The 19,587-nt window shown below is 65.9% G+C and carries 13 protein-coding genes and 8 pseudogenes; 14 read left to right on the forward strand and 7 right to left on the reverse strand.

All coding sequences use genetic code 11. The features are described 5' to 3' along the window. The first annotated feature begins 171 nt into the window (after positions 1-171). From OG985_RS47870 to OG985_RS47880, 3 genes are all read left to right on the forward strand, one after another. A complete protein-coding gene (locus OG985_RS47870; RefSeq protein WP_371666475.1) occupies positions 172-774 on the forward strand; it encodes a hypothetical protein in 603 nt (200 codons plus the stop codon). A gap of 93 nt (positions 775-867) precedes the next feature. Further along, positions 868-1,389, forward strand: coding sequence for a SigE family RNA polymerase sigma factor (locus OG985_RS47875; protein WP_371666474.1), 522 nt, complete (start codon positions 868-870; stop codon positions 1,387-1,389). Continuing rightward, positions 1,386-2,084 (forward strand): hypothetical protein, encoded by a 699-nt coding sequence (locus OG985_RS47880; RefSeq protein ID WP_371666473.1) that lies wholly within the window; start codon positions 1,386-1,388, stop codon positions 2,082-2,084. Before OG985_RS47875 ends, OG985_RS47880 begins: the two co-directional genes overlap by 4 nt. Positions 2,085-2,126: 42 nt before the next feature. Here OG985_RS47880 and OG985_RS47885 read toward each other — a convergent pair whose 3' ends face one another. From OG985_RS47885 to OG985_RS47915, 7 genes and pseudogenes are all read right to left on the reverse strand, one after another. Next, positions 2,127-2,348: a hypothetical protein gene (locus OG985_RS47885; RefSeq protein ID WP_371666472.1), complete on the reverse strand. Its 222-nt coding sequence runs from the start codon at positions 2,346-2,348 to the stop codon at positions 2,127-2,129. A 471-nt stretch (positions 2,349-2,819) separates the two neighbouring features. After that, entirely contained in the window at positions 2,820-3,140 is a 321-nt protein-coding gene (locus tag OG985_RS47890; RefSeq protein WP_371666471.1) for a type II toxin-antitoxin system PemK/MazF family toxin, read from the reverse strand. After that, on the reverse strand, positions 3,137-3,349 hold the full coding sequence (locus OG985_RS47895; RefSeq protein ID WP_371666470.1) for a type II toxin-antitoxin system CcdA family antitoxin: 213 nt from the start codon (positions 3,347-3,349) through the stop codon (positions 3,137-3,139). Before OG985_RS47895 ends, OG985_RS47890 begins: the two co-directional genes overlap by 4 nt. 89 nt (positions 3,350-3,438) lie before the next feature. Next, positions 3,439-4,632 (reverse strand): annotated as a pseudogene (locus OG985_RS47900) (ISAzo13 family transposase); the annotation flags it as partial. An 81-nt stretch (positions 4,633-4,713) separates the two neighbouring features. Continuing rightward, positions 4,714-5,292, reverse strand: a pseudogene (locus OG985_RS47905) (transposase); the annotation flags it as partial. Then, positions 5,293-6,036 (reverse strand): annotated as a pseudogene (locus tag OG985_RS47910) (IS30 family transposase); the annotation flags it as partial. It lies immediately after the preceding pseudogene. 223 nt (positions 6,037-6,259) lie between these two features. Next, positions 6,260-7,226: pseudogene (locus OG985_RS47915) on the reverse strand (IS3 family transposase); the annotation flags it as partial. Between OG985_RS47915 and OG985_RS47920 the strand changes: the two are divergent. From OG985_RS47920 to OG985_RS47970, 11 genes and pseudogenes are all read left to right on the forward strand, one after another. Then, the gene (locus tag OG985_RS47920) at positions 7,116-8,114 is read left to right on the forward strand and encodes a transposase (RefSeq protein ID WP_371666469.1); all 999 of its coding nucleotides are present in this window, start codon (positions 7,116-7,118) and stop codon (positions 8,112-8,114) included. The pseudogene OG985_RS47915 and the gene OG985_RS47920 overlap by 111 nt on opposite strands. A gap of 594 nt (positions 8,115-8,708) precedes the next feature. Continuing rightward, a complete protein-coding gene (locus OG985_RS47925; protein WP_371666468.1) occupies positions 8,709-9,272 on the forward strand; it encodes a reverse transcriptase domain-containing protein in 564 nt (187 codons plus the stop codon). Between the two features lie 471 nt (positions 9,273-9,743). Further along, positions 9,744-10,781: pseudogene (locus OG985_RS47930) on the forward strand (transposase); the annotation flags it as partial. Positions 10,782-10,841: 60 nt separating this feature from the next. Next, positions 10,842-11,749, forward strand: a pseudogene (locus OG985_RS47935) (IS256 family transposase); the annotation flags it as partial. Positions 11,750-11,757: 8 nt separating this feature from the next. After that, positions 11,758-12,216, forward strand: a pseudogene (locus OG985_RS47940) (transposase); the annotation flags it as partial. A 65-nt stretch (positions 12,217-12,281) separates the two neighbouring features. Then, positions 12,282-12,674: a hypothetical protein gene (locus tag OG985_RS47945; RefSeq protein ID WP_371666466.1), complete on the forward strand. Its 393-nt coding sequence runs from the start codon at positions 12,282-12,284 to the stop codon at positions 12,672-12,674. 5 nt (positions 12,675-12,679) lie between these two features. After that, a complete protein-coding gene (locus OG985_RS47950; RefSeq protein WP_371674205.1) occupies positions 12,680-13,342 on the forward strand; it encodes a nucleotidyl transferase AbiEii/AbiGii toxin family protein in 663 nt (220 codons plus the stop codon). Between the two features lie 415 nt (positions 13,343-13,757). Next, positions 13,758-14,159, forward strand: a complete 402-nt coding sequence (locus OG985_RS47955) for a hypothetical protein (RefSeq protein WP_371666465.1) — start codon at positions 13,758-13,760, stop codon at positions 14,157-14,159. A gap of 153 nt (positions 14,160-14,312) precedes the next feature. After that, a pseudogene (locus tag OG985_RS47960) lies at positions 14,313-14,411 on the forward strand (DDE-type integrase/transposase/recombinase); the annotation flags it as partial. An 873-nt stretch (positions 14,412-15,284) separates the two neighbouring features. Next, positions 15,285-16,454 (forward strand): lanthionine synthetase C family protein, encoded by a 1,170-nt coding sequence (locus OG985_RS47965; RefSeq protein WP_371666464.1) that lies wholly within the window; start codon positions 15,285-15,287, stop codon positions 16,452-16,454. 12 nt (positions 16,455-16,466) lie between these two features. Continuing rightward, complete coding sequence (locus OG985_RS47970; RefSeq protein WP_371674204.1) at positions 16,467-19,496, forward strand: lantibiotic dehydratase; 3,030 nt, start codon at positions 16,467-16,469, stop codon at positions 19,494-19,496. Positions 19,497-19,587: the final 91 nt, after the last annotated feature.

Raw genomic sequence — 19,587 nt, forward strand, 5'->3', positions numbered from 1 at the left:
CGACGGCTCTACCGACCCTGTGTGGGGGCTGTATGCAGTGTGCGCAGGCGCCAGAGAGAGACGGAAAAAATCTTCGGGTTTGTGTCATCCAGGTCTGGGGTGGATGGGGTTTAGGAGGGTGGAGAGGCGCCCTCCACCTTGTTCATTGAGATCTGCAAGGAGATTTTATTCATGACACGGATGAAGAAGTACGTGGCGGCCGCGGCGATCGCGGCCGCGCTGGTGGGGGTCCCGACGATGGCGCACGCGTTCGCGCCGGCCAAGGCCTCGGTGGCGACTGCGCAGGTGGCCGCTGTCGCCAAGGCCAAGGCCTCCAAGTCCGCTTCGGCGGTGCGGGTGGTGGCGCCGGGTGAGCGGGTGCAGGCCGCCCCGGGGGTGAAGCTGTGGCTGACCAAGGACGGCAAGCACTGGTCCACCCCGGATATGCCGGAGGGCCAGTTCCGTAGCGCGGTCGACGGCAACATGGGTGGCCAGGGTGCCAGCATGCAGCAGGAACCCGTGGGCAAGAACTACTTCCTGTCCGGGCTCTACATGGGCAAGGGCGACGCGGCCCGGGTCAAGGTCGTCACCCAGGACGGCACCATCGCCGGCACCGTGGTGAAGCTCGCCGGCAAGCCCGGCTGGGGCGCCTGGTACGCCACCAGCAAGCTCCCTAAGCTTCCGCATCTGAGCGTGTCAGACAAGAAGCAGGTACACAGCTTCGTCCGCAGCGTCACCGTCTACGACACCGCGGGTCACATCGTCGCCCAGACCATCCTTCCCAAGTACATGTGACCCCACTAGGTGGGGGCCCGGCACAGACCAGGCCCCCACCTTCTTCGACCTTCTTCGCTCCGCGTATGCCCCACTTGTAAGGAACTGCTGGTTGTGACGCACGAGAGCCGTGGCGAGTTCGCCGAGTTCGCCGCTGTGTCCTGGCCACGGCTGGTGCGGACCGCGCACATGCTCACCGGCGACTTTCACGAGGCCGAGGACCTGGTGCAGACCACCCTGGTCAAAGTCCATACCCGGTGGGGACGCATCCCGCGCGATGAGGTCGATGTGTACGTGCGCCGCGCGCTGGTCAACAACAACCTCAGCCGGATCCGCAAGAAACGCGTCGCTCACCTGCTGATGCCGTTCCTTCCCGAGACGATGCACCGCTCGCACGGCGGACACGCCGAGGACGTCGAACACCGCACCGCAGTCGCCCAGGCGCTTTCGTCCCTGCCGGCCCGCCAGCGGACCGTGATGGTACTGCGCTACTGGGAGGACCTGAGCGAGCAGGACATCGCCCAGGTCCTGAACTGTTCACTCGGCACGGTCAAGACCCACGCCCGCCGGGGACTGCAGGCACTGCGCGCCCACCCCCTCTTCGCCCCCGCCACTTCTTCTGGAGCAAGCCGATGACTTCCCGGCCCGACACCGAGCGGCTGCGTGAGGTGTTCGCCGACGCCGCCTACGACATCACACCGTCTCCCGTCCCGCTGGCCGCCATCGAGAAGGCCAGCCACGCACGACGCCGCCGTCGGGCCGCAGGACTGGCGGTCGGCTGCGGCCTGCTGCTGGCGCCCCTGGCGATCACCGCCCCTCACATCGCCGCGCCGGTACAGACCCACACCGCAGCGCGTCCGGCAACCACGATCCCGTCGGCTTCGGCGGTGCGGGTGGTGGCGCCGGGTGAGCGGGTGCAGGCCGCCCCGGGGGTGAAGCTGTGGCTGACCAAGGACGGCAAGCACTGGTCCACCCCGGATATGCCGGAGGGCCAGTTCCGTAGCGCGGTCGACGGCAACATGGGTGGCCAGGGTGCCAGCATGCAGCAGGAACCCGTGGGCAAGAACTACTTCCTGTCCGGGCTCTACATGGGCAAGGGCGACGCGGCCCGGGTCAAGGTCGTCACCCAGGACGGCACCATCGCCGGCACCGTGGTGAAGCTCGCCGGCAAGCCCGGCTGGGGCGCCTGGTACGCCACCAGCAAGCTCCCTAAGCTTCCGCATCTGAGCGTGTCAGACAAGAAGCAGGTACACAGCTTCGTCCGCAGCGTCACCGTCTACGACACCGCGGGTCACATCGTCGCCCAGACCATCCTTCCCAAGTACATGTGACGTTCCCCTGTTCTTGAACGGCGGGTTTCTACGCGGGGCGGCTCAGAGGTCTTGCTGCAGCAGGGCGCGGGTTTCGAGTGGGATGAGGTACCCGAAGTCGGGGTGCTTGCGGAGCCTGGTGCGGTTGTACTCGACCTCGATGAAGTGGAAGACGTCGGCGCAGGCCGCTGCCCGGCTCTCCCAGACGGTGGTGCCGACCGCCCAGGGCCCGCTGTCCCAGCCGCGCTGAAGTGCCCCATTTCCCTGTCGGCAGCGCACCGTCATGTGACCGCGTGCCGCTATGAAACAGCTGGCGTCATTCCGTGCGCGGGCGGGCGGTGGTGGCCTACTGCTCACCCGCCAACCGGCCACATATGCGGGTCTTCGAAGTTAAGCGGGTGCACGCGTACATGACAGCTGTCCGACGGGCGGCTGAAGCGGTGCGCCATCCGCGCAACGACTGGCCTGAGCGGCGTCCGGTCGACGACTCATCGTGTTGGCATGACCATGTCGCACCGCTTGACTTCGAAGACCCACATACGCACCGGAAAGCCCATTCCTCCATGCCGTATCGCCAACCAGCTCCGCTCGCTGCTGCGGGATCAGCGGGGAGTAGAAGTACCTGTGGCGGGCCGTCAACGCCGACGCGCTCAACTCGCATCACGACGCTGCCGACCGAGCAGGTCGCCGAACTGCGTAAGACTCACCGCTGGCGTTGTCCGTCTGGCGAAAGATGACAACGCCCCCGGAAGGAGCTCAGTCGGTAAGGTCGAGAACGACACGCAGGGCCGATGACACCCGTTCCATTGTGACGGAGTCGACAGTTCCTATCAGTGCGCCGGAACGGATGCGCTTGTCGGTCAATGCCACGAGATCGACGGCAACCGCCGCGCCCTCGACCGGCTCGACCAGTGGAACGGTGATCACGGTGTCGGGCGCACCTCCGGTCTCGTCGATCATCATGCAGACAACCGTGGCCGGCAGAGCTCTGATCGCCGCGTCCGACTCGACGACCAGCACTGCTCTGGTTTTGGTGGCCAGCAAGACTCGCCACACCTGGCCGCGTGCGACGTTCAAGCGACTTCCTCACCAAAGACGTCAGCGAGTTCTTCGATGGCGGCCGTGGCGTCCCCGCGCCACTGGGCCACGGCTTGCGAGGCCTCACTGAGCGCCTGGGCACGCAGAGCTCGTTCGACGTAGGCAGAGAAGTTTCCACTGGACGCGCCTTTAGCCCAGGCAAGAAGATCAGCTGGGATTGATACGGTAACCCGCTCCTTCATCGTCATACCTGCCATCATACGCTCAGTGTGAGCAATGTTATGGACCTAAGGGCTCAGTGTGATTTAACGTCTGCGGGTTCGGGAGTGTCGGCGGGTGGGCTGATGGTGTAGTTCCACTGGCCGTGGGTTTCGTGACGGGTCAGCGGGAGGGCCTTCATGGCCTTGTCGCTGATCTTGATGCCTGTGGGGTAGACACCGGTGTCCAGGGCCGCGGACACGGTCAGGCCGGTCTCGGTCGTCGTCGCACCGATCAGGGAAACGGCGGCCTCGTGGCTGGTCAGTGGTGTCCCGCGCCAGTTCATGGTGATTGCGGAGAACAGCCGGTGCTCTATGCGATTCCACTTCGAAGTACCCGGCGGCAGGTGCAGCACGGTGATCGACAGGCCGGTCTCGGCGGCGAGGGCAGCCAGCCCGGTCTTCCAGGCCCGTAGTCGGCTGCCGTTGGATCCGCCGCTGTCCGCGGTGATCGTCAGTGTCGTGGCCTGCGGATATGCGGCCCGGCCGACGTTGTTCCACCAGGTCCGCAGGGTGTTCACGGCGAACGCGGCGGTGTCGTGATCCATGCCGACGCTGACCCAGCCGGCGTTGGCGCCGATGTCGTAGACGCCGTAGGGGATGGCTTTGCCGGCCGGTCCGGGGAAGTCGTGGACGTTGACCTTCACCGGGTCCCCAGGCGGTCGCCATTCCTTGCCGACGTTCTTGAAGTTCCCGATCAGTTCCTTTTTCTTGCAGTCCACGGACACGACGGGCTGTCCGGCAGCGAGGGCCGCCCTGACCTGATCGTTGAGGTAGCGGAACTGGGCGTCGCGGTCGGGGTGCTGCTTGCCCTCGACGGTTTTGGCGTTGCCCTGCAAGGAGTAGCCGGCCTCGTGCAGCAGTCGGGCCACGACGTTCTCGGTGCACCGGTGTCCCCGATTGACCAGCTCGGCAACCAGGTGCGACAGCGATTTCGTGGTCCAGCGCAGCGGGTTCATCGGATCACCACGAGTCTCCGGCTCGACCAGGGCATCCAGGTCCACGGCCAGTTGCGGGTCCAGGACCTCGGCCCGTCTGCGGCCGCCTCCCGGCCCCCGGGACCGCCCGACCGCCAGCGGCTGCGGATCGTCCAGTTCCCCGCGGCCCCGTCGGATCGTGTCCTGGGACACCCCGGTCGCCTCACAGACGATCCGTGCACCGCCGCCACCCAGCTCACGAGCCTCGTTGCCGAGCCACAACCGTCGCTGCCGCTCGGTCAGGTGATCCCGGATCGCCTCGTAGCGCCGGGCCAGGGACTCCATATCGATCGGCATAGCAGGAAACGTACGCGCCGCGCGACTGATTCATAACTTGTTTCGCTACGAGCCCTAAGAGGTCGCACAGATAGCGTGTACTCATGGACGGCGGTGGGGGCGTTCGTCCCAGCGGTGGGTTGTCCATGCCTGGCGGATCAGGCTGCGGACGGTGATGATCGTGTCGGCGAGATCGAAGAAGGCGTCGATGACGGTGGCCCGGCGCTCGTAGCAGCGGGCGAGGCGGTGGAAGGCGTTCTGCCAGGCATGGGTACGCTCCACGTGCCACCTCCAGCTTGCCTGGACCGGCGCCTTTTCGCCTTTGCGCGCAATCCGGCCGTGCAGGCCGCGTTCATCGAGCAGAGTACGGGTCTTGTCGGAGTCGTAGCCGGCGTCCAGATGGATGGTGATGTCATCGGGCAGCGGTCCGAGGTCGTCCAGGCGGTCCAGGGTCGGAGCGAGCAGCGGGGAGTCATGCCGGTTGGCTCCGGCCAGGACGCGGCCCAGCGGAATGCCGTAACCATCCGTCATGCCCGAGCGCTTCAGGCCCTGTTTGCCGCGGTCCACGGGGGAACGCCCGGCGACCTCGCCGCCGCCGGGGGCCTTGGTGATCGAGCCGTCGACGGCGATCTGGTCCAGGACGAGGCCCACGATCCGGTCGTAAGACTCCAGCGCGATCTGCGTGGAGCGGCTGCTGCGCTCGACAAGCGTGCCGATCGCGGAGCGGCCCGTCCCGATAATCAAATCGCCTTCCCAGTGTCCGGGGACCGCGCGGTCCGTGGCCTCGGCGGGGCGTTCGCTGAGGACGACGTCCGCGGTGACATGCCCCTGCGGCTTGTTCTGCGACCGTGCACGGGGAGCCCGCAGCGCCCGGCCGGTGCGCAGGCACGTCACCAGTTCCCGCTTGAGCGCGCCACGGCCTTCGATGAACAGCGCCTGGTAGATCGCTTCGTGGCTGATGCGCATGGACTCATCATCGGGGAAGTCGACACGGAGTCGGTGCGAAATCTGCTCCGGACTCCATGCCGTCGCCCAACGTCTGTCCTGACGGTGCGGCTTGTTCAGCCCTTTCCATGCGGGCGTCTTGGGCCCGGTGACGGTCATCTTGTCGGGGCGACGGATGCTGCCGGCGAGCCGGTCCTCTACGTACTCACGCAACCGGTCGTTACCCAGGAGTTTCGCGTTCTTCGGGCGCTTGGCCGCCTGCTGAGCCTTCCACTGGGCGACCGTCGCGCGGTATTCCTGCTTGCCGCCGCGCGTGGCGGCGTTGCGGCGCAGTTCGCGAGAGATTGTCCCGGGGTCTCGCCCCAGGGCGCGGGCGATCTCGCGCACGCCCTTGCTCATCGCCATGAGGATCGCGATCTCCTCGCGCTCTTCGAACGTGAGGTACCGGCTCGAGGGCTCGGCCAACGAGATCGGAGGCATGCCGCCAGCGTGACGAAACCACCTCGCACCCACCGGCCACGACACGCCGACCACCAACGACGCCTCCACCGTCGTGACCCCCGTGGCGATCAGTCGCCAGAACTGGCGCTGCACGACCCGAGAAGGATCAGGCCGCCCCGGCGAACGCATCGCCGGCCGCAACGCACGGTCAGCGCGCCACTGCCGACGCCGCCCCTCCGGAACATCGCTGGTCTTCAAACTCCAGTCCGCCGTGGCCACGTCGCACACCTCCGAGATCAGGGTGTTGCGACGACCAGTTGAATCCACCTTGCGCCCCGTTGTCGCTGTGGAAGGTCGCTCCGTGCAGGCCGTCGGTGCCCCGGGCCGCCGCCGCAGCCTTGAGCGCGTCGGTGATCAGCCCGGTTGCGCATGTGGTCGGCGATCGACCAGCCCGCCAGGCGTTTCGAGCACAGGTCCAGCACCGTGGCCAGGTAGAGGAATTGGCCGTTCCCGACGGGGAGATACGTTATGTCACCCACGTACTTCGTGTTCGGCGTCTTCGCGGTGAAATCGCGCCGCAGCAGGTCGGGAACCGGTGTCGCCGACGGCTCCGGGATGGTGGTGCGGACCTTCTTGCGCAGGTGGAAGCCGACGATGCCCCCCCCGCGCACGCATGACCCGGGCTACGCGTTTGTGGTTGACCTGTACTCCGGCCTCGCGGAGCTCGGCGGTGACCCGCGGGGCGCCGTAAGTCCCGTCGGACTCGACGTGGATGGCGGTGATCCGCTCGGCCAGGTCGGCATCCGCCCGGACCCGCCCGGCCCGCGCGTTAGCGCCGTCCAGCCACCGGTAGAACCCGGACCGCGAGAGATGCAGGATCCGGCACAGCCGCTTGACGCCGAAGGCGCCACGATGATCGTCAACGAACTGGAAGCGGCTGCTCACCAGCTGGTCCGGCCCGCAAAATACTTCGCGGCCCTCCGCAGGATCTCCCGCTCCAGCTCGAGTTCCTTCACCCGCCCCCGCAGCTGCCGGTTCTCCTTCTCCATCGCGCCCGCCTCGGCGGCACCGGGCTGGGCGGCCGGCTCGGCGTCGCGCACCCACGTGCGGAGCGTCTCGTGACTGACGCCCAGGTCCGTGGCCACCGAGGCGTAGGTACCCCCGGTCGTGGCCCGGTACAGCGCGACGGCATCGGCCCGGAACTCAGGCGAGTACTTCGACGTCCCCAACGGGAACTCCTGTTCTTCGGATCCTCACGATCCAATGATCAGGGTGTCCACGATCAAGGGTTAACCCCCCTGTACGCCGCCTTCGGCTCCCGGTCCAGCGGCGAGAGCGTCTACGGCAAGCGGCTGATGCGCTCGCTGCACACCGGCATGATCGTGTTACTGGACCGGGGCTTCTCCTCGAACACGTTCCTGGCTGCGGTCGCCGCCACCGAGGCCGCCTTCCTCGCCCGCGCCTCCGCCGCCCGCAGACCGCCGGTCCTGGCCCGCTACGACGACGGCTCCTTCCTCTCCCGCTTCGGCGACATCGAGGTCCGCATCATCGAGTGCGAGGTCACCATCACCACCAGCCAGGGCCGCCGGACCGGTCTCTACCGGCTGGCCACCAACCTCCTTGACCACCACCGCTATCCGGCATCAGACCTGGTCAGCCTCTATCACGAGAGGTGGGAAGTGGAGTCGGCCTTTTTCGCGATCAAGAAATCGATGCTGGGCCGCCGGGTCCTGCGCTCGAAGACCTGGGCCGGCATCGCCCAGGAGGTCTACGCTCTGCTGAGCGCCTACCAGGTCCTGCGGATCGCGATCGCCGACGCCACCGGGACCACACCCGGAGCAGACCCGGACAGAGCCAGCTTCAGCGTCGCGCTCCGATGCGCCCGCGGCCAGATCATCCAGGCCGCGGGCATCATCGCCGACACCGTGACCGACCTCGTCGGGACGATCGGCCGAGCCGTCCTGGACCAGCTCATGCCCGCCCGCCGCCTCCGCGTCAGCCCCCGCGCAGTGAAACGCCCCCTGTCCCGATACGCATACAAAAGCCTCAAGGTCGACCGACGCACCTACAAAGCCACCCTCAGCATCAACATCCTGACGCCAACGATCAGCCCGTAACTTCACGGCCTTGTTGTGTCCTGAACGTGAAAGGAAGAAGCATGTAGGAACTCTTCTTGTAGCGATGTTGTACGGAGGATGAAGGTATGGCCCTTCAAATTCACCCTGCGGGGGGAGAATTTAAACCACCTCATGCTGCGCTAGCTGAAGACTGCCGTGGTGAACGATGAGGAAAAGGCGTCCATTGAGACGTCAGGTGGGGATCGGGAAGGCGAGCGCAAGCGAATCGCTGCTGACGTGTCGAAAAGTAGAGTCGACATCAGAACCGGGGTGTCAAGGCAGTCCCGGGATGAGTCTGGCGGGTGCCCGTTTATTGGCCAGGCGGTGTCCGGCATGCAGGCGACGCGAGCCCGGTCTGCGGCCTTCGTACGGAACAGGAGAAGGCGGGCTTGGATACGTCTCCGCTGGTGAGCGGGGAGAGAGGGAGCGTCCCGGGCGGTCCGAAGCCGTGAGGGACTGAGTACCGACGCCAAGTACGCCGGCGGACCGGCTCGTAGTAGTGATGAAACCCCTGTAACGGGGGCGGAGCGAAGGGGCCGGGTCGTTCGTGACTGTGTTTATTCGATCAACCGGACGTTACCCGGGAGGAGTCGTGTGAACGAGGTGAAAGCGTCAGGCAAGCCGTTCAATATTTCCAAGCATTCCGTCTGGGAGGCGTACGAGAAAGTCAGGTCGAACAAGGGCGCAGCGGGCGTGGATGCGGTGTCGATGGAAGAATTCGAGAAGGATCTGAAGAACAATCTATACAAGATCTGGAATCATCTTTCCTCCGGCACCTATTTTCCGCCTCCGGTGCGTGCGGTGGAGATCCCCAAGAAAGAGGGCGTCCGGATATTGGGCGTGCCCACGATCGGGGATCGTATAGCCCAGACGGTGGTTGCCGGGGTGCTGGAGGCCAAGGCCGAGCCGGTCTTTCATCCCGACTCCTACGGTTACCGTCCTGGGCGGTCGGCGATTGATGCTGTGGGCCGGTGCCGGGAGCGCTGCTGGAAGGCGGACTGGGTCATCGACCTGGATATCCGCGCATTCTTCGACAGCGTTCCGTGGGACCTGGTACTCAAGGCGGTCGCCGCCCACACTGATCCGTCCAATCCGTCCCAGTCCTGGGTCCTGCTGTACGTGCGACGCTGGCTGGTCATGTCCCGCTTGGTGGTGTAGCCGATCAAGTTGTGGGCGTGCGCGGGCGGGTGCCCGGGGCGCACTTCTGCTGGTGTCCGACGCTCCCTGACGCGAGGAGGGCCATCACGTAACTCTTCTTGGTGAACGCCCAGTTCAACCATGAGGAGTAGGTGATGGCCCTGTCCCAGTCTGACCTGATAAGGCTGCTGGAGTCACTACGCTCGTCCGACGGAATCGAGCTCGTCCGCAGCGTGGCAGAGCGAACCTCGGGTATTCAGCCGGGCGAGCCGGTCTGACTCGGAGTTAGCGAAAGGTGCCCCGTGGCCTGCGAGGATGCGAGTGTCGAGGTCGTATCAGCGCAAGAGTCAGGTGCACCTTTCTGGTGAGTGAGCGTACCGGGTGGGACCGGCGGCTGTCTGTGACGGCTGATGGGAAGGGGCTGGTCGGGCATGCCGGGGTGCTGCTGCACGGGTCGCGGACCAGGTCGGGCTGACCGCCGCGCTTGCGCGGCTGTGGCCGGCAGGCGGGAGCGCGAACTGGCGGGACCGTACGCACGTGCTGCTGGGCCTGGCCTCGGCGATCGTGCTCGGGGCGACGAACCTGTCCGACGCCGGGCAACTCCAGGCCCACCACCAGGCGATCTTCGGCCCGGCCGCGTCGGACTCCACCGCGCACCGTCTGCTGGCCGACCTCGACCGGCGGGCGCGCGGGCGGATCGCGAAAGCCCGCGCGCGGGTACGCCGCCGGGTGTGGGACGTGCTCGCGCTGCGTTCCGGCGGCTTCCCCTGGCTGACGGTGGCCGGCAAGGTGCTGACCGGCTGGATCGTGATCGACATCGACGCCACGATCATCAACGCGTCCTCCAAGAAGGAGGGCGCCGCGGCCACCTTCAAGAAGACGTTCGGCTTCCACCCGCTCGCGGCGTGGTGTGCCAACACCCAGGAGTCGTTGGCCATGCTGCTGCGCGAGGGCAACGCGGGCTCGAACACGGTCGCCGACCACCTCGCCGTGCTCGCGGACGCGCTTCGGCAGATCCCCGACAGCTCCCGCGCGAAGATCCTGGTCCGCGTCGACGGCGCGGGCGCCACCCACGAACTGCTGGAGCACCTGGAGAAGCTGAACACCGCCCGGCGCACCGTGCGCTACCTGACCGGCTGGACCATCACCGCCGACGACGAGCAGGCCATCGTGAAACTGCCGGCCGCAGCCTGGGACGCGCTGCTCGAACAGGACGGCACACCCCACGAAAGCTATGGGGTCGCGGAGTTGACCGGGCTGAACCGGCGGCCGGGCTGGCCGGACGGGATGCGGCTGCTGGTCCGCCGGGTCAAACCGTCCGGGCGGCAGGTCAAGAAGCTGACCGCGTTCGAGAAGAAGACCGGCTGGAAGTACAGCATCGTCGCCACGAACATCCGCCACATGTGGGGCATCGCCGGCTCCCACCAGCCGCAGTGGCTCGATGCCCTCAGCCGCTCCCACGCCACGGTCGAGGACCGCGTGCGTGGTGACAAGGCGATGGGCCTGCGTAACCTGCCGTCCAAGAAGTGGCAGGTCAACCAGGGGTGGATGCTCGCCGCGAACATCGGCCACGACCTGGACTGCTGGGTCCATGGGGTCTCCACCCGCTCGGTCGATGACCTGGTCAAGGCCCTGGGCGGGGACAGTGGCATATCGAAGAGCGAGGTCTCCCGCATCCGCGGCGAGCTCGACGAGCCGCTGACCGCGTTCCGCACCCGCCCTCTGGACCACACCCGGTTCCCCTACCTCTACCTGGACGCGACGTACTGCAAGGTGCGGGTGAACCATCAGATCGTCTCGCAGACTGTGGTCATCGCCACCGGCATCACCGAGGACGGCGGCCGCGAAGTCCTCGGGACCGCCGTGGGGGACAGCGAGACCGAAGCGTTCTGGAGTGAGTTCCTGCGCTCGCTCCGTGCCCGCGGCCTGGGCGGCGTCCGCCTGGTCATCGCGGACCACCACAGCGGACTGATCGCGGCGATCCGCAAGGTGATGCTGGGCTCCTCGTATCAGCGGTGCCGCGTTCACTTCCTGCGCAACTGCTTCGCGCACATACCCAAAGGCGCTGGTGAAATGGTCGCCGCGACGATCCGGACCGTCTTCGCCCAGCCCACTGCGGAACTGGTCGCCACCCAGCTGGACACCGTTGCCGACATGCTCGGCGAGCAGTTCCCCAAGGTGAAAGAGATGCTGCTGACGGCGAAGACAGACCTGACCGCTTTCGCGGTCTTCCCGCTCCAGCACTGGAAGAAGATCCAGTCGACCAACCCCCTGGAACGGCTGAACCGGGAGATCAAACGCCGCACCGACGTCGTACAGGTCTTCCCCAATCCCGGGGCGCTCGAGCGCCTGGTCACCGCCGTTCTCTTCGAACTGCACGACGAGTGGATCGCCTTCCCCGCCGCTACCTGCCGGAGGGAAGCATGGCCAAGCTCTACCCAGAGCTCCCCGAAAGCGCCACCGCACCACCCCACACCACCAACGACCCCACCGAATGATCGGCCACACCACGAGGGAGGGTGAAGTGAAGGCACATTTTCGGGCACACCCGGACGCTGAGATCTACCTGTCGATGCCCGGCATCGGCGAGATCGTCGGGGCCCGGGTGCTCGCCGAGTTCGGGGACGACCCCGCCCGCTACGCGTCCGCGAAGGCACGCAAGAACTACGCCGGCACCAGCCCGGTCACCCGCGCTTCCGGCAGGAGCCACACCGTCCAGGCCCGCTTCGTCCGCAACAACCGCCTCGCCGACGCACTGCAGCGCCAGGCGTTCTGCGCGCTGCAGAACTCACCCGGAGTCCGCCGCTACTACAACAAGCAGCGAGCCCGCGAACTCGACTACAACCCCGCCCTGCGTCAGGTCGGCAACCGCCTCGTCGGCATCCTCCACGGATGCCTCAAGACCCGCACCCGCTACGACGAGGCCACCGCCTGGGCCCACCACGCCAACCTCGCCACGAGTTGACACCCAACGCCATGGGATGTCTGACAACGCCCCCGCGCCACTTTTCCGGCCGCCATAATGGACTCATGCCCTCGAGCCCCCAGCACCCCGCACCCACAGCGAGCGACCTCTCGGGCGCGGTCGCCGAGGACCTCGCGCTCTATCGGGAGAAGTTCCGGCTGCGTCTGCCGGAGTCGCTGGACGAGTTGCACGGCCCGACTCAGGGAGTCGTAGAGCTGCCGCTGCACCTGGCCTGGTCGGGGATGACCTCGTACGACATGAGCAAGCCTCGTCAGCGCATGGGCCTGTACCGCACCGTCCTGCACGAGGGCCTACGTGACGACCTGCCCCGGTATCTCAACCGGGACCTGCTCCTTCAGCTGTGGCCGGTACTGCGCACCCTCGTCGGCCGCACCGTGCGCACCGTCTGGGAAGACGCCTTCCCCCAGCTCGCCTCCCGCACCCAGGCAGCCGCGTGACGGACATGCCGGAGCTGCACAGGCGGCTCCTGGCGGACGTGATCGCCCTCGGCTCCGCGTACCCCCTGGTTCTGACCGGCGGGTACGCCGTGCGGGCGCACCACCTCGTGAACCGCCCCAGCCAGGACCTGGACGTCGCCACCGAGAACCCGGCGCCCATGGCCGACATCGCGGCCACGCTCCGCGCCGGCCTGGAAGCCCGCGGTTGGCAGGTGCAGGCGCTGGAGACCGCCCCACTGTCTGCCCGCTTCACCGTGACTGATCCGGCCACCGGGCAAGACTGCGAAGTCGACATCCTCAAGGAGATCTTCTGGCGGCCGGTCGCTCAGAGCCCGTACGGGCCCGTCCTCGCGGAGGAGGACGTGATCGGGACCAAGGTCCGCGCTCTGGCCGACCGCGGAGCACCCCGTGATCTGATCGACGTGTTCGCAGCCTCGCGCCGCTGGACCAATGCCGAGCTTGAGGAGTTCGGCCGCCGCCACGCCCGCGGCCGCTTCGAGCGCGAGGACCTGCAGTCGAATCTCACGGGCGCCGAGTGGACTGACGACGAAGCCTTCACCGCCTACGGCCTGGACGAGGCCGCCATCAGTGCTCTCCGCACATGGGCCCTGGAGTGGGCCGACGACCTCGCGACCCGGCTCCTTGAAGAAGCCTATGATCCGGACTGACTGATCGCGTCCTGATGAGATCACAGCTGCAAACAAATCGCAAAGCTTGTCACACTGCAATGGAGCCTGCAGGTCCTCAAGATCGCCGAGGAGACCGGGGAAGCCTCCCAGGCAGTCATCGGCGCCCGCGGCACCAACCCCCGCAAAGGGACCACTCCATGGGAGGAGGCTCATGCGGAAGTCGCGGATGTAGCCATCACGGCCATGGTCGCCCTGGCCCGCATGCGTCCCGACGACGCCGCGGAATACCTCGACCGGCATCTGGCCGCCAAGTCGGCGAAGTTCCTTCTTCCCGGTTCCCCATCCGTCCCAGCCCCGGCGGAGCTGGAATGAGCAACCACCATTCGACACCGCAGCAAAGACCAGGCCACCCACGCGTGCTGAGCCTGCTGGCCGAGGTCGAAGGAGGCTGTGCGTGACGGCTTCCGATGAACCACTCCCGCATACCGCCGCAGCTTCAGCGCCGGTGGCCGCCGACGACACGGTCAACCGGGACCTCGTGCTGTTCAACAACGGGCTGGCAGTCGGCGTGCTGGGCGGCGCGGTCACATCCGTCGCGCTGCTCACTCTGGCCCTTCTCACACTGAAGGCGACACCGCTGGAGATGAGCGTGCTCTACGCCGCCCAGCGGTTCCCGCCCGCGGTGACGGCCCTGTTCGGCGGGGTGCTGGTCGACCGGCACCGCAAACTCGTCTTGCTGACCTGGGGCAAGGTAGGGGGCGGAGTCCTGTTGCTGTGCGTGCCGCTCGCCGCGTACCTCGGTTGGTTGTCGCTGCCACTGCTGTGTGTCGTCGGCCTCCTTGCTCGCCGCCGTTAACGACGTCTCCTCTACGGCCGGGATCAGCTATTTACCGTCGCTCGCCCGAGGTGACAAGCTCGCGTCCGCCAACTCGCAGATGGGCGCCCTGTTCTCCTTCACGGACGCCGCCGCCAGCTACCTCGCCTCCGGCCTGATCGCGATGCTCGGTACGGCGTGCAGAAGTACCTGTGGCGGGCCGTCGACCAGGACGGGAACGTGCTCGGCATCCTGTTGCAGAACCGCCGCGACGAGCCCGCGGCCAGGCGCTTTCTTCCGGAAACTGATGGATCATCCGCTTCGCGATCTGGGACCAGATCGCCGGCACCGTCCGCCTGCCCGCCACGGCCTGAGCCAACCGCCACCACCACGGCCGGACACGCCCCGAACCGGACCACACCACCGACGGCCCGCCCGACCTGACAACACCCCTCCCCATACCGCCTATATGCCCGAACTGACAGATCGTCAAGCAAGACCTTAAAGATCAGTACTGGGCGCACGGGAAAACCTCACTTGTTGAGCATTGATTGCTCAGGGGGCACGGCGCCCTCATCAATACAATTCAGAATTGCCTGCATCTGCGCCCTGGCTATAGTAGCTAGCCCTTCAAAGGCTTAAAGTGAGTCGACGTGGGTTCTGTAGCTGAACGCGTAGCAGCAGTCGGAGCGGGAATCTTTAGGTATTTCCCGCCTAATGTGCAATTGCGGTTGATCGACGAAATGAAAATGGGAGGACCGATATGGCGGCGGCCGATGAATTCAACCGAAATGGTCTCGGCGTTGACAGGCCTGAGCTCAGCTTTTCCCGTGAGACCCTCAAGGAGCTGACTCTTGAGGAAATGGATGTTGTCGTCGGCGGCATGATGATGGACACTGGAGGCGCTAGTGCGCTTTGTTCCGAAGGCTGTCCGCCTCCTACTGGTTTCCCTATGTGCGGCTACTGACCTGCAGGGGTAATCCTGATTCGTGGTGCGCTACGTCCAGTGGCGGATTTATGAAGAAGTGAGGGGCGGGACGAGAACGTCCCGCCCCCCCCTTTAATGAATGATTTCGATGATTAGATTGCGCACTAAATCCCGCGCCCTGAGGGTGCGTCCGGCAATCGGGTTCTTGTCGAGTGCAAGTTACGTGAAATGAAAAAGACATGGCATGGCATTCGATAATCGACGAGTTCGGCAACGTCGGATCCGCGGTGAGTCACCCGACAGTGGTTGCGCTGGAAGGGCTGGTCGGCCCATTTCGTGATGGTTCTCTGGCAACTGGCGATGCTGGCGTCGCGTTGGCGCACGCATATGCTTCCTGTGCAGGGAAAGCGTGTCCGTCAGCGGTGCCACTGATTGAGTCGTCTTGGTCTCGGTCGGTGACCAGCGGGGCGGCTCCTACATCGCTTTATTGTGGGGTGACGGGGGTTGCATGGGTCACCGCCCACTTGAACGGGTTGCTGTTCGATCTGGCTGACGAGGACGTCCTCGATTCAGTTGATCTCGCATTGTTGGCGTTTTTGTCCGGTGAGTCGATGCCGCGGGAGTACGACCTTGTGTCAGGTCTCGTCGGGCTTGGTGTCTACGTGCTGCAGCGGCTGCCTCGGCCTACCGCCGTGACATGCCTCGAACGGATTGTGGACCATTTGGCGATGGCGGCGGTCTATCGGGAGGAAGGGGCCGCGTGGTTCACGGGCCCGGAAGCGTTGCCGGAGAGGAACCGGCAGCTTGCCCCCCATGGCTATTACAACATGGGTGTTGCGCACGGTGTTCCGGGTGTTGTCTGGCTGCTGGCGCACGCGGCCCGAGCGGGTGTACGGAGCGAGACTGCCAGCGCACTGGCCGATGCAGCGGTGCATTGGATTCTAAGCCAGCGTCGCCCCTTGGGCGGGGACGGCGGGCTTCCGTCGTTTGTCGGCCCTTCCGGTGAGGCAGGGGAGGCGCGTCCGTTCGCTTGGTGTTACGGAGCCCCCGGGGTGGCTGGGGTGCTGTTCGCGGCGGCCCGGGTATTCGGTCACGCCGAATGGGAGGAGGCAGCGGTGGAGATGGCCTTGAGCGCTGTACATCTACGGCCTGAGGCGACTTCTGTGAGTGAGGCGGGCATCTGTCACGGTGCGGCTGGTCTGGGCCACGTGTTTAACCGCCTGTACCAGAGCACGGGCGAAAAAGTTCTGGCTGATGCCGCCCGTCGCTGGATTAACCGGGCAGTGGAGCTTCTTCCATCAAACACCGGGGCCGGTTTCCTGGAGGGCAGGGCTGGAGTCGCTCTGGTGATGCTGGCAGCGCTGGAAGGGACCGAGCCTGCCTGGGACCGCGTCTTGCTGCTGTCCTGAAATTTGGAGTCGATGATGAGTGCCGGAGTCCTGCAGTATGCGCCGTCGGGGTTCTTTGTCCTGCGCACCCCGTTGTTGCCGTATGAAGCACCTTCTGAACAGGGTTTGCGGGATCCGGTGATTCGTGAGGCACTGCATTTGGCCTCGTCGGCGCTGGTGGAGGCACTGGACAGTCCCGAGCAGTCGTCACCGAGGGCGTTGCACGCGCTGACGGCTTATATGGTCCGGGCGCGTACCCGCGCGACGCCCTTTGGTTTGTTCGCCGGCTGCACGATGGGCACGGTGGGCGAAGGCACGCGTTTGGAGCTTGCTCCGCAGGCTGACTACAGGAGACGTACCAGACTCGACAATGACTTCCTGTTCGCGCTGATTGCGGCGCTGGAGGCTGACCCGGTGGTGCGCCGGGTTCTGAAGTGGATGCCTAACTCGAGTCTGTACCCGTTGGGCGGACGCCTGCATTATGCCGAGGCCAGCTGGTCGGGTAGGCGGCGCACCTATCACCTGGTCGCCGTCGACAGGTCCGCTCACCTCGAGGCGACCCTGGAACGTGCCAGCCGTGGAGCCACGATTGACGAGTTGGTCCTTTCTCTGGTTGATGACCAGGTCACAGCCCGGATGGCAACGGCATTCATCGATGAATTGACCAGCGCTCAGATGCTGGTGTCAGACCTGCAGTTGCCCGTCACGGGTCCAGAGCCACTGACGGTGCTCATCGATCGGCTTGTCCAGCAGGAGTCCACGCGTCACCTGGCGGAACTGCTTGAGAATGTCCGTGTCGCGTTGGAGAAGCTGGACGCGGGAGGGATGGGTGCGGCGCCCGCGGAGTATCTACGGGTGCGACGGCTACTCGATCCGCTGCCTGCTCAGCCGGATCCGGCGCGGCTCTTTCAAGTCGATATGATCAAGCCTGCAGTCAGGGCAGAGCTCGGCCCGCAGGTCATCGCTGAGATGGGCCATGCGGCCCAGGTGCTGTTGAGGCTGACTCGCCCTTCCTCGAATGATGCGTTGAGGCGGTTTCGTGAGCGTTTCGTTGAACGATACGAGGACCGTGAGGTGTCTCTCGCGGAGGCGCTCGATGAGGATATCGGCCTCGGTTTCTTCGAGGGGCCAATCTACGAGGCCTCGCCGCTGCTGCGCGGGCTGAACTTCCCTCCCACCGGGGATCTCTCGGAGATCTGGATCCCACGTGACCGGGTGCTACTCGGCATGCTCACTGGTGCCCTCCGGGACGACCGAGACGAGATCTCATTGACCGATGACGACATAGCTTCGCTGGAGACCGCCGACCGCCCCGCCCCGCCAGATGCGATTTCTGTGATGGCCGTACTCGCTGCCGCGTCCACGCAGTCCGTGGACCGCGGCGACTTTCGGCTGATCGTCCGTGGCGTCGACGGAGCCCCCGGGGCGGGGCTACTGGGCCGGTTCTGTCACGCGGACGATGCCCTCCATCAAGCCGTGAAGATGCACCTGCGCAGGGAGGAAGAGCTACGTCCGGACGCTGTGTTCGCCGAGGTGGTGCACCTGCCAGAAGGGCGGATGGGCAACATACTGTGCCGTCCCGTCCTGCGGCGATACGAGATCCCGTACCTGGGCCGATCGGGGGCACCTGCGGAGACCCAGATTCCGGTGGCTGATCTGACGCTCTCAGTGCGAAACAACAGGTTCGTGCTCCGGTCCGGGCGCCTGGGGTGCGAGGTCGTGCCCCGCATGACCACGGCTCACAATGCCGACCGCCGCACTCTGGGAATGTACCGGTTCCTGTGCGCATTGGCCGGAGACGGAACCGTGCGCAAAACCTCTTGGGACTGGGGCCCGCTGAACGGGGCACCGTATCTGCCCCGGGTTACCTACGGAAGGCTTGTCCTGTCGCGGGCGCGATGGACGCTGCACAAAGAACAGATCCGCCAGATCACTCAACGCCGTGCGGAAGGGCAGCTGCCGCAGCTGGTCGCCCTCGCCGACGGCGATAACGAACTGATTGCTGACCTGGATAGTCGGCAGTCCGTGGAGATGCTGGAGGCTCAGCTGAAGGGGCGTACGAGAGCGACCCTGGTCGAGGCGCTGGCCAGCCCACAGACACTGTGTGTGACCGGGCGGGAGGGCCGGTTTACACACGAGCTGATCGTGCCATTCGTGCGAACCAGTGCAACGGTCAAGTCAGTGACCCCTGCACGTAGGTCGCGTATTCGGCGCGACTTTCCTCCCGGTGCGGAGTGGCTGTATGCCAAGCTCTACACCGGCACAGCCACCGCCGACCAGGTGCTGACCGAGCTGGTGCGGCCCGTGGTCGATCAGGCTATCGGCTCCGATGCGGTGGACTCGTGGTTCTTCATCCGTTACGGCGACCCCGACTGGCACATCCGGCTACGCCTACACGGTCCGCGTGGCGGACTGACCGCAGAAGTCCTGCCTTTGCTGCACAATGCGGCCGCGCCGCTGCTGGACGACGGACGCCTGCGGCGCCTGCAGTTGGACACCTACCAGCGGGAACTCGAGCGGTACGGCGGTGATGCCGGCATCGAGCTATCCGAGCACCTGTTCCGTCACGACAGCGAGGCTGTGCTGGCGATCGTCGAAACGCTGCCCAGTGGCACGGCCGCCGATGCACGCTGGCGATTGACCCTCGCCGGTATCGACCTACTGCTGACCAACCTGGGCTTTGACCTTTCGCAGAAAGCGACATGGGCATGCGAGCGCCGGGATGCCTTCGCGGCCGAGTTCCGGGCCAATGGTGCGCTCGGCGGGCAGATCGGCCGACGATTCCGCACTGAGCGGCGTGGCCTGAACGAGTTGCTGAACGGCGCCGATTCCACCCATGGCCTACTGCCGGGCCTGTCGATCCTGCGCCGCCGCTCCTCCGGGCTGACACCAGTGGTTCACGAGTTGCAGCGCCGCGGGCTGCCCGTTGCACAGCTTGCAGCCAGCTACGCGCACATGCACGCCAACCGGCTGCTGCGCTCCCAGCACCGCGCCCAGGAATTCGTGATCTACGACCTGCTCCACCGTCTGTACAACGCCCGATTGCACCAGAGGCAAGCATGAAGGACCTCTTCCGCCAGGAGGCGCGGGACTATCAGCGTGGGTGCCCCACTGGCGAACTGCTGCCAGTCGGAGCGTCGTGGATGACAACCGC

This window comes from Streptomyces sp. NBC_00289, from assembly GCF_041435115.1.
Taxonomy (GTDB): domain Bacteria; phylum Actinomycetota; class Actinomycetes; order Streptomycetales; family Streptomycetaceae; genus Streptomyces.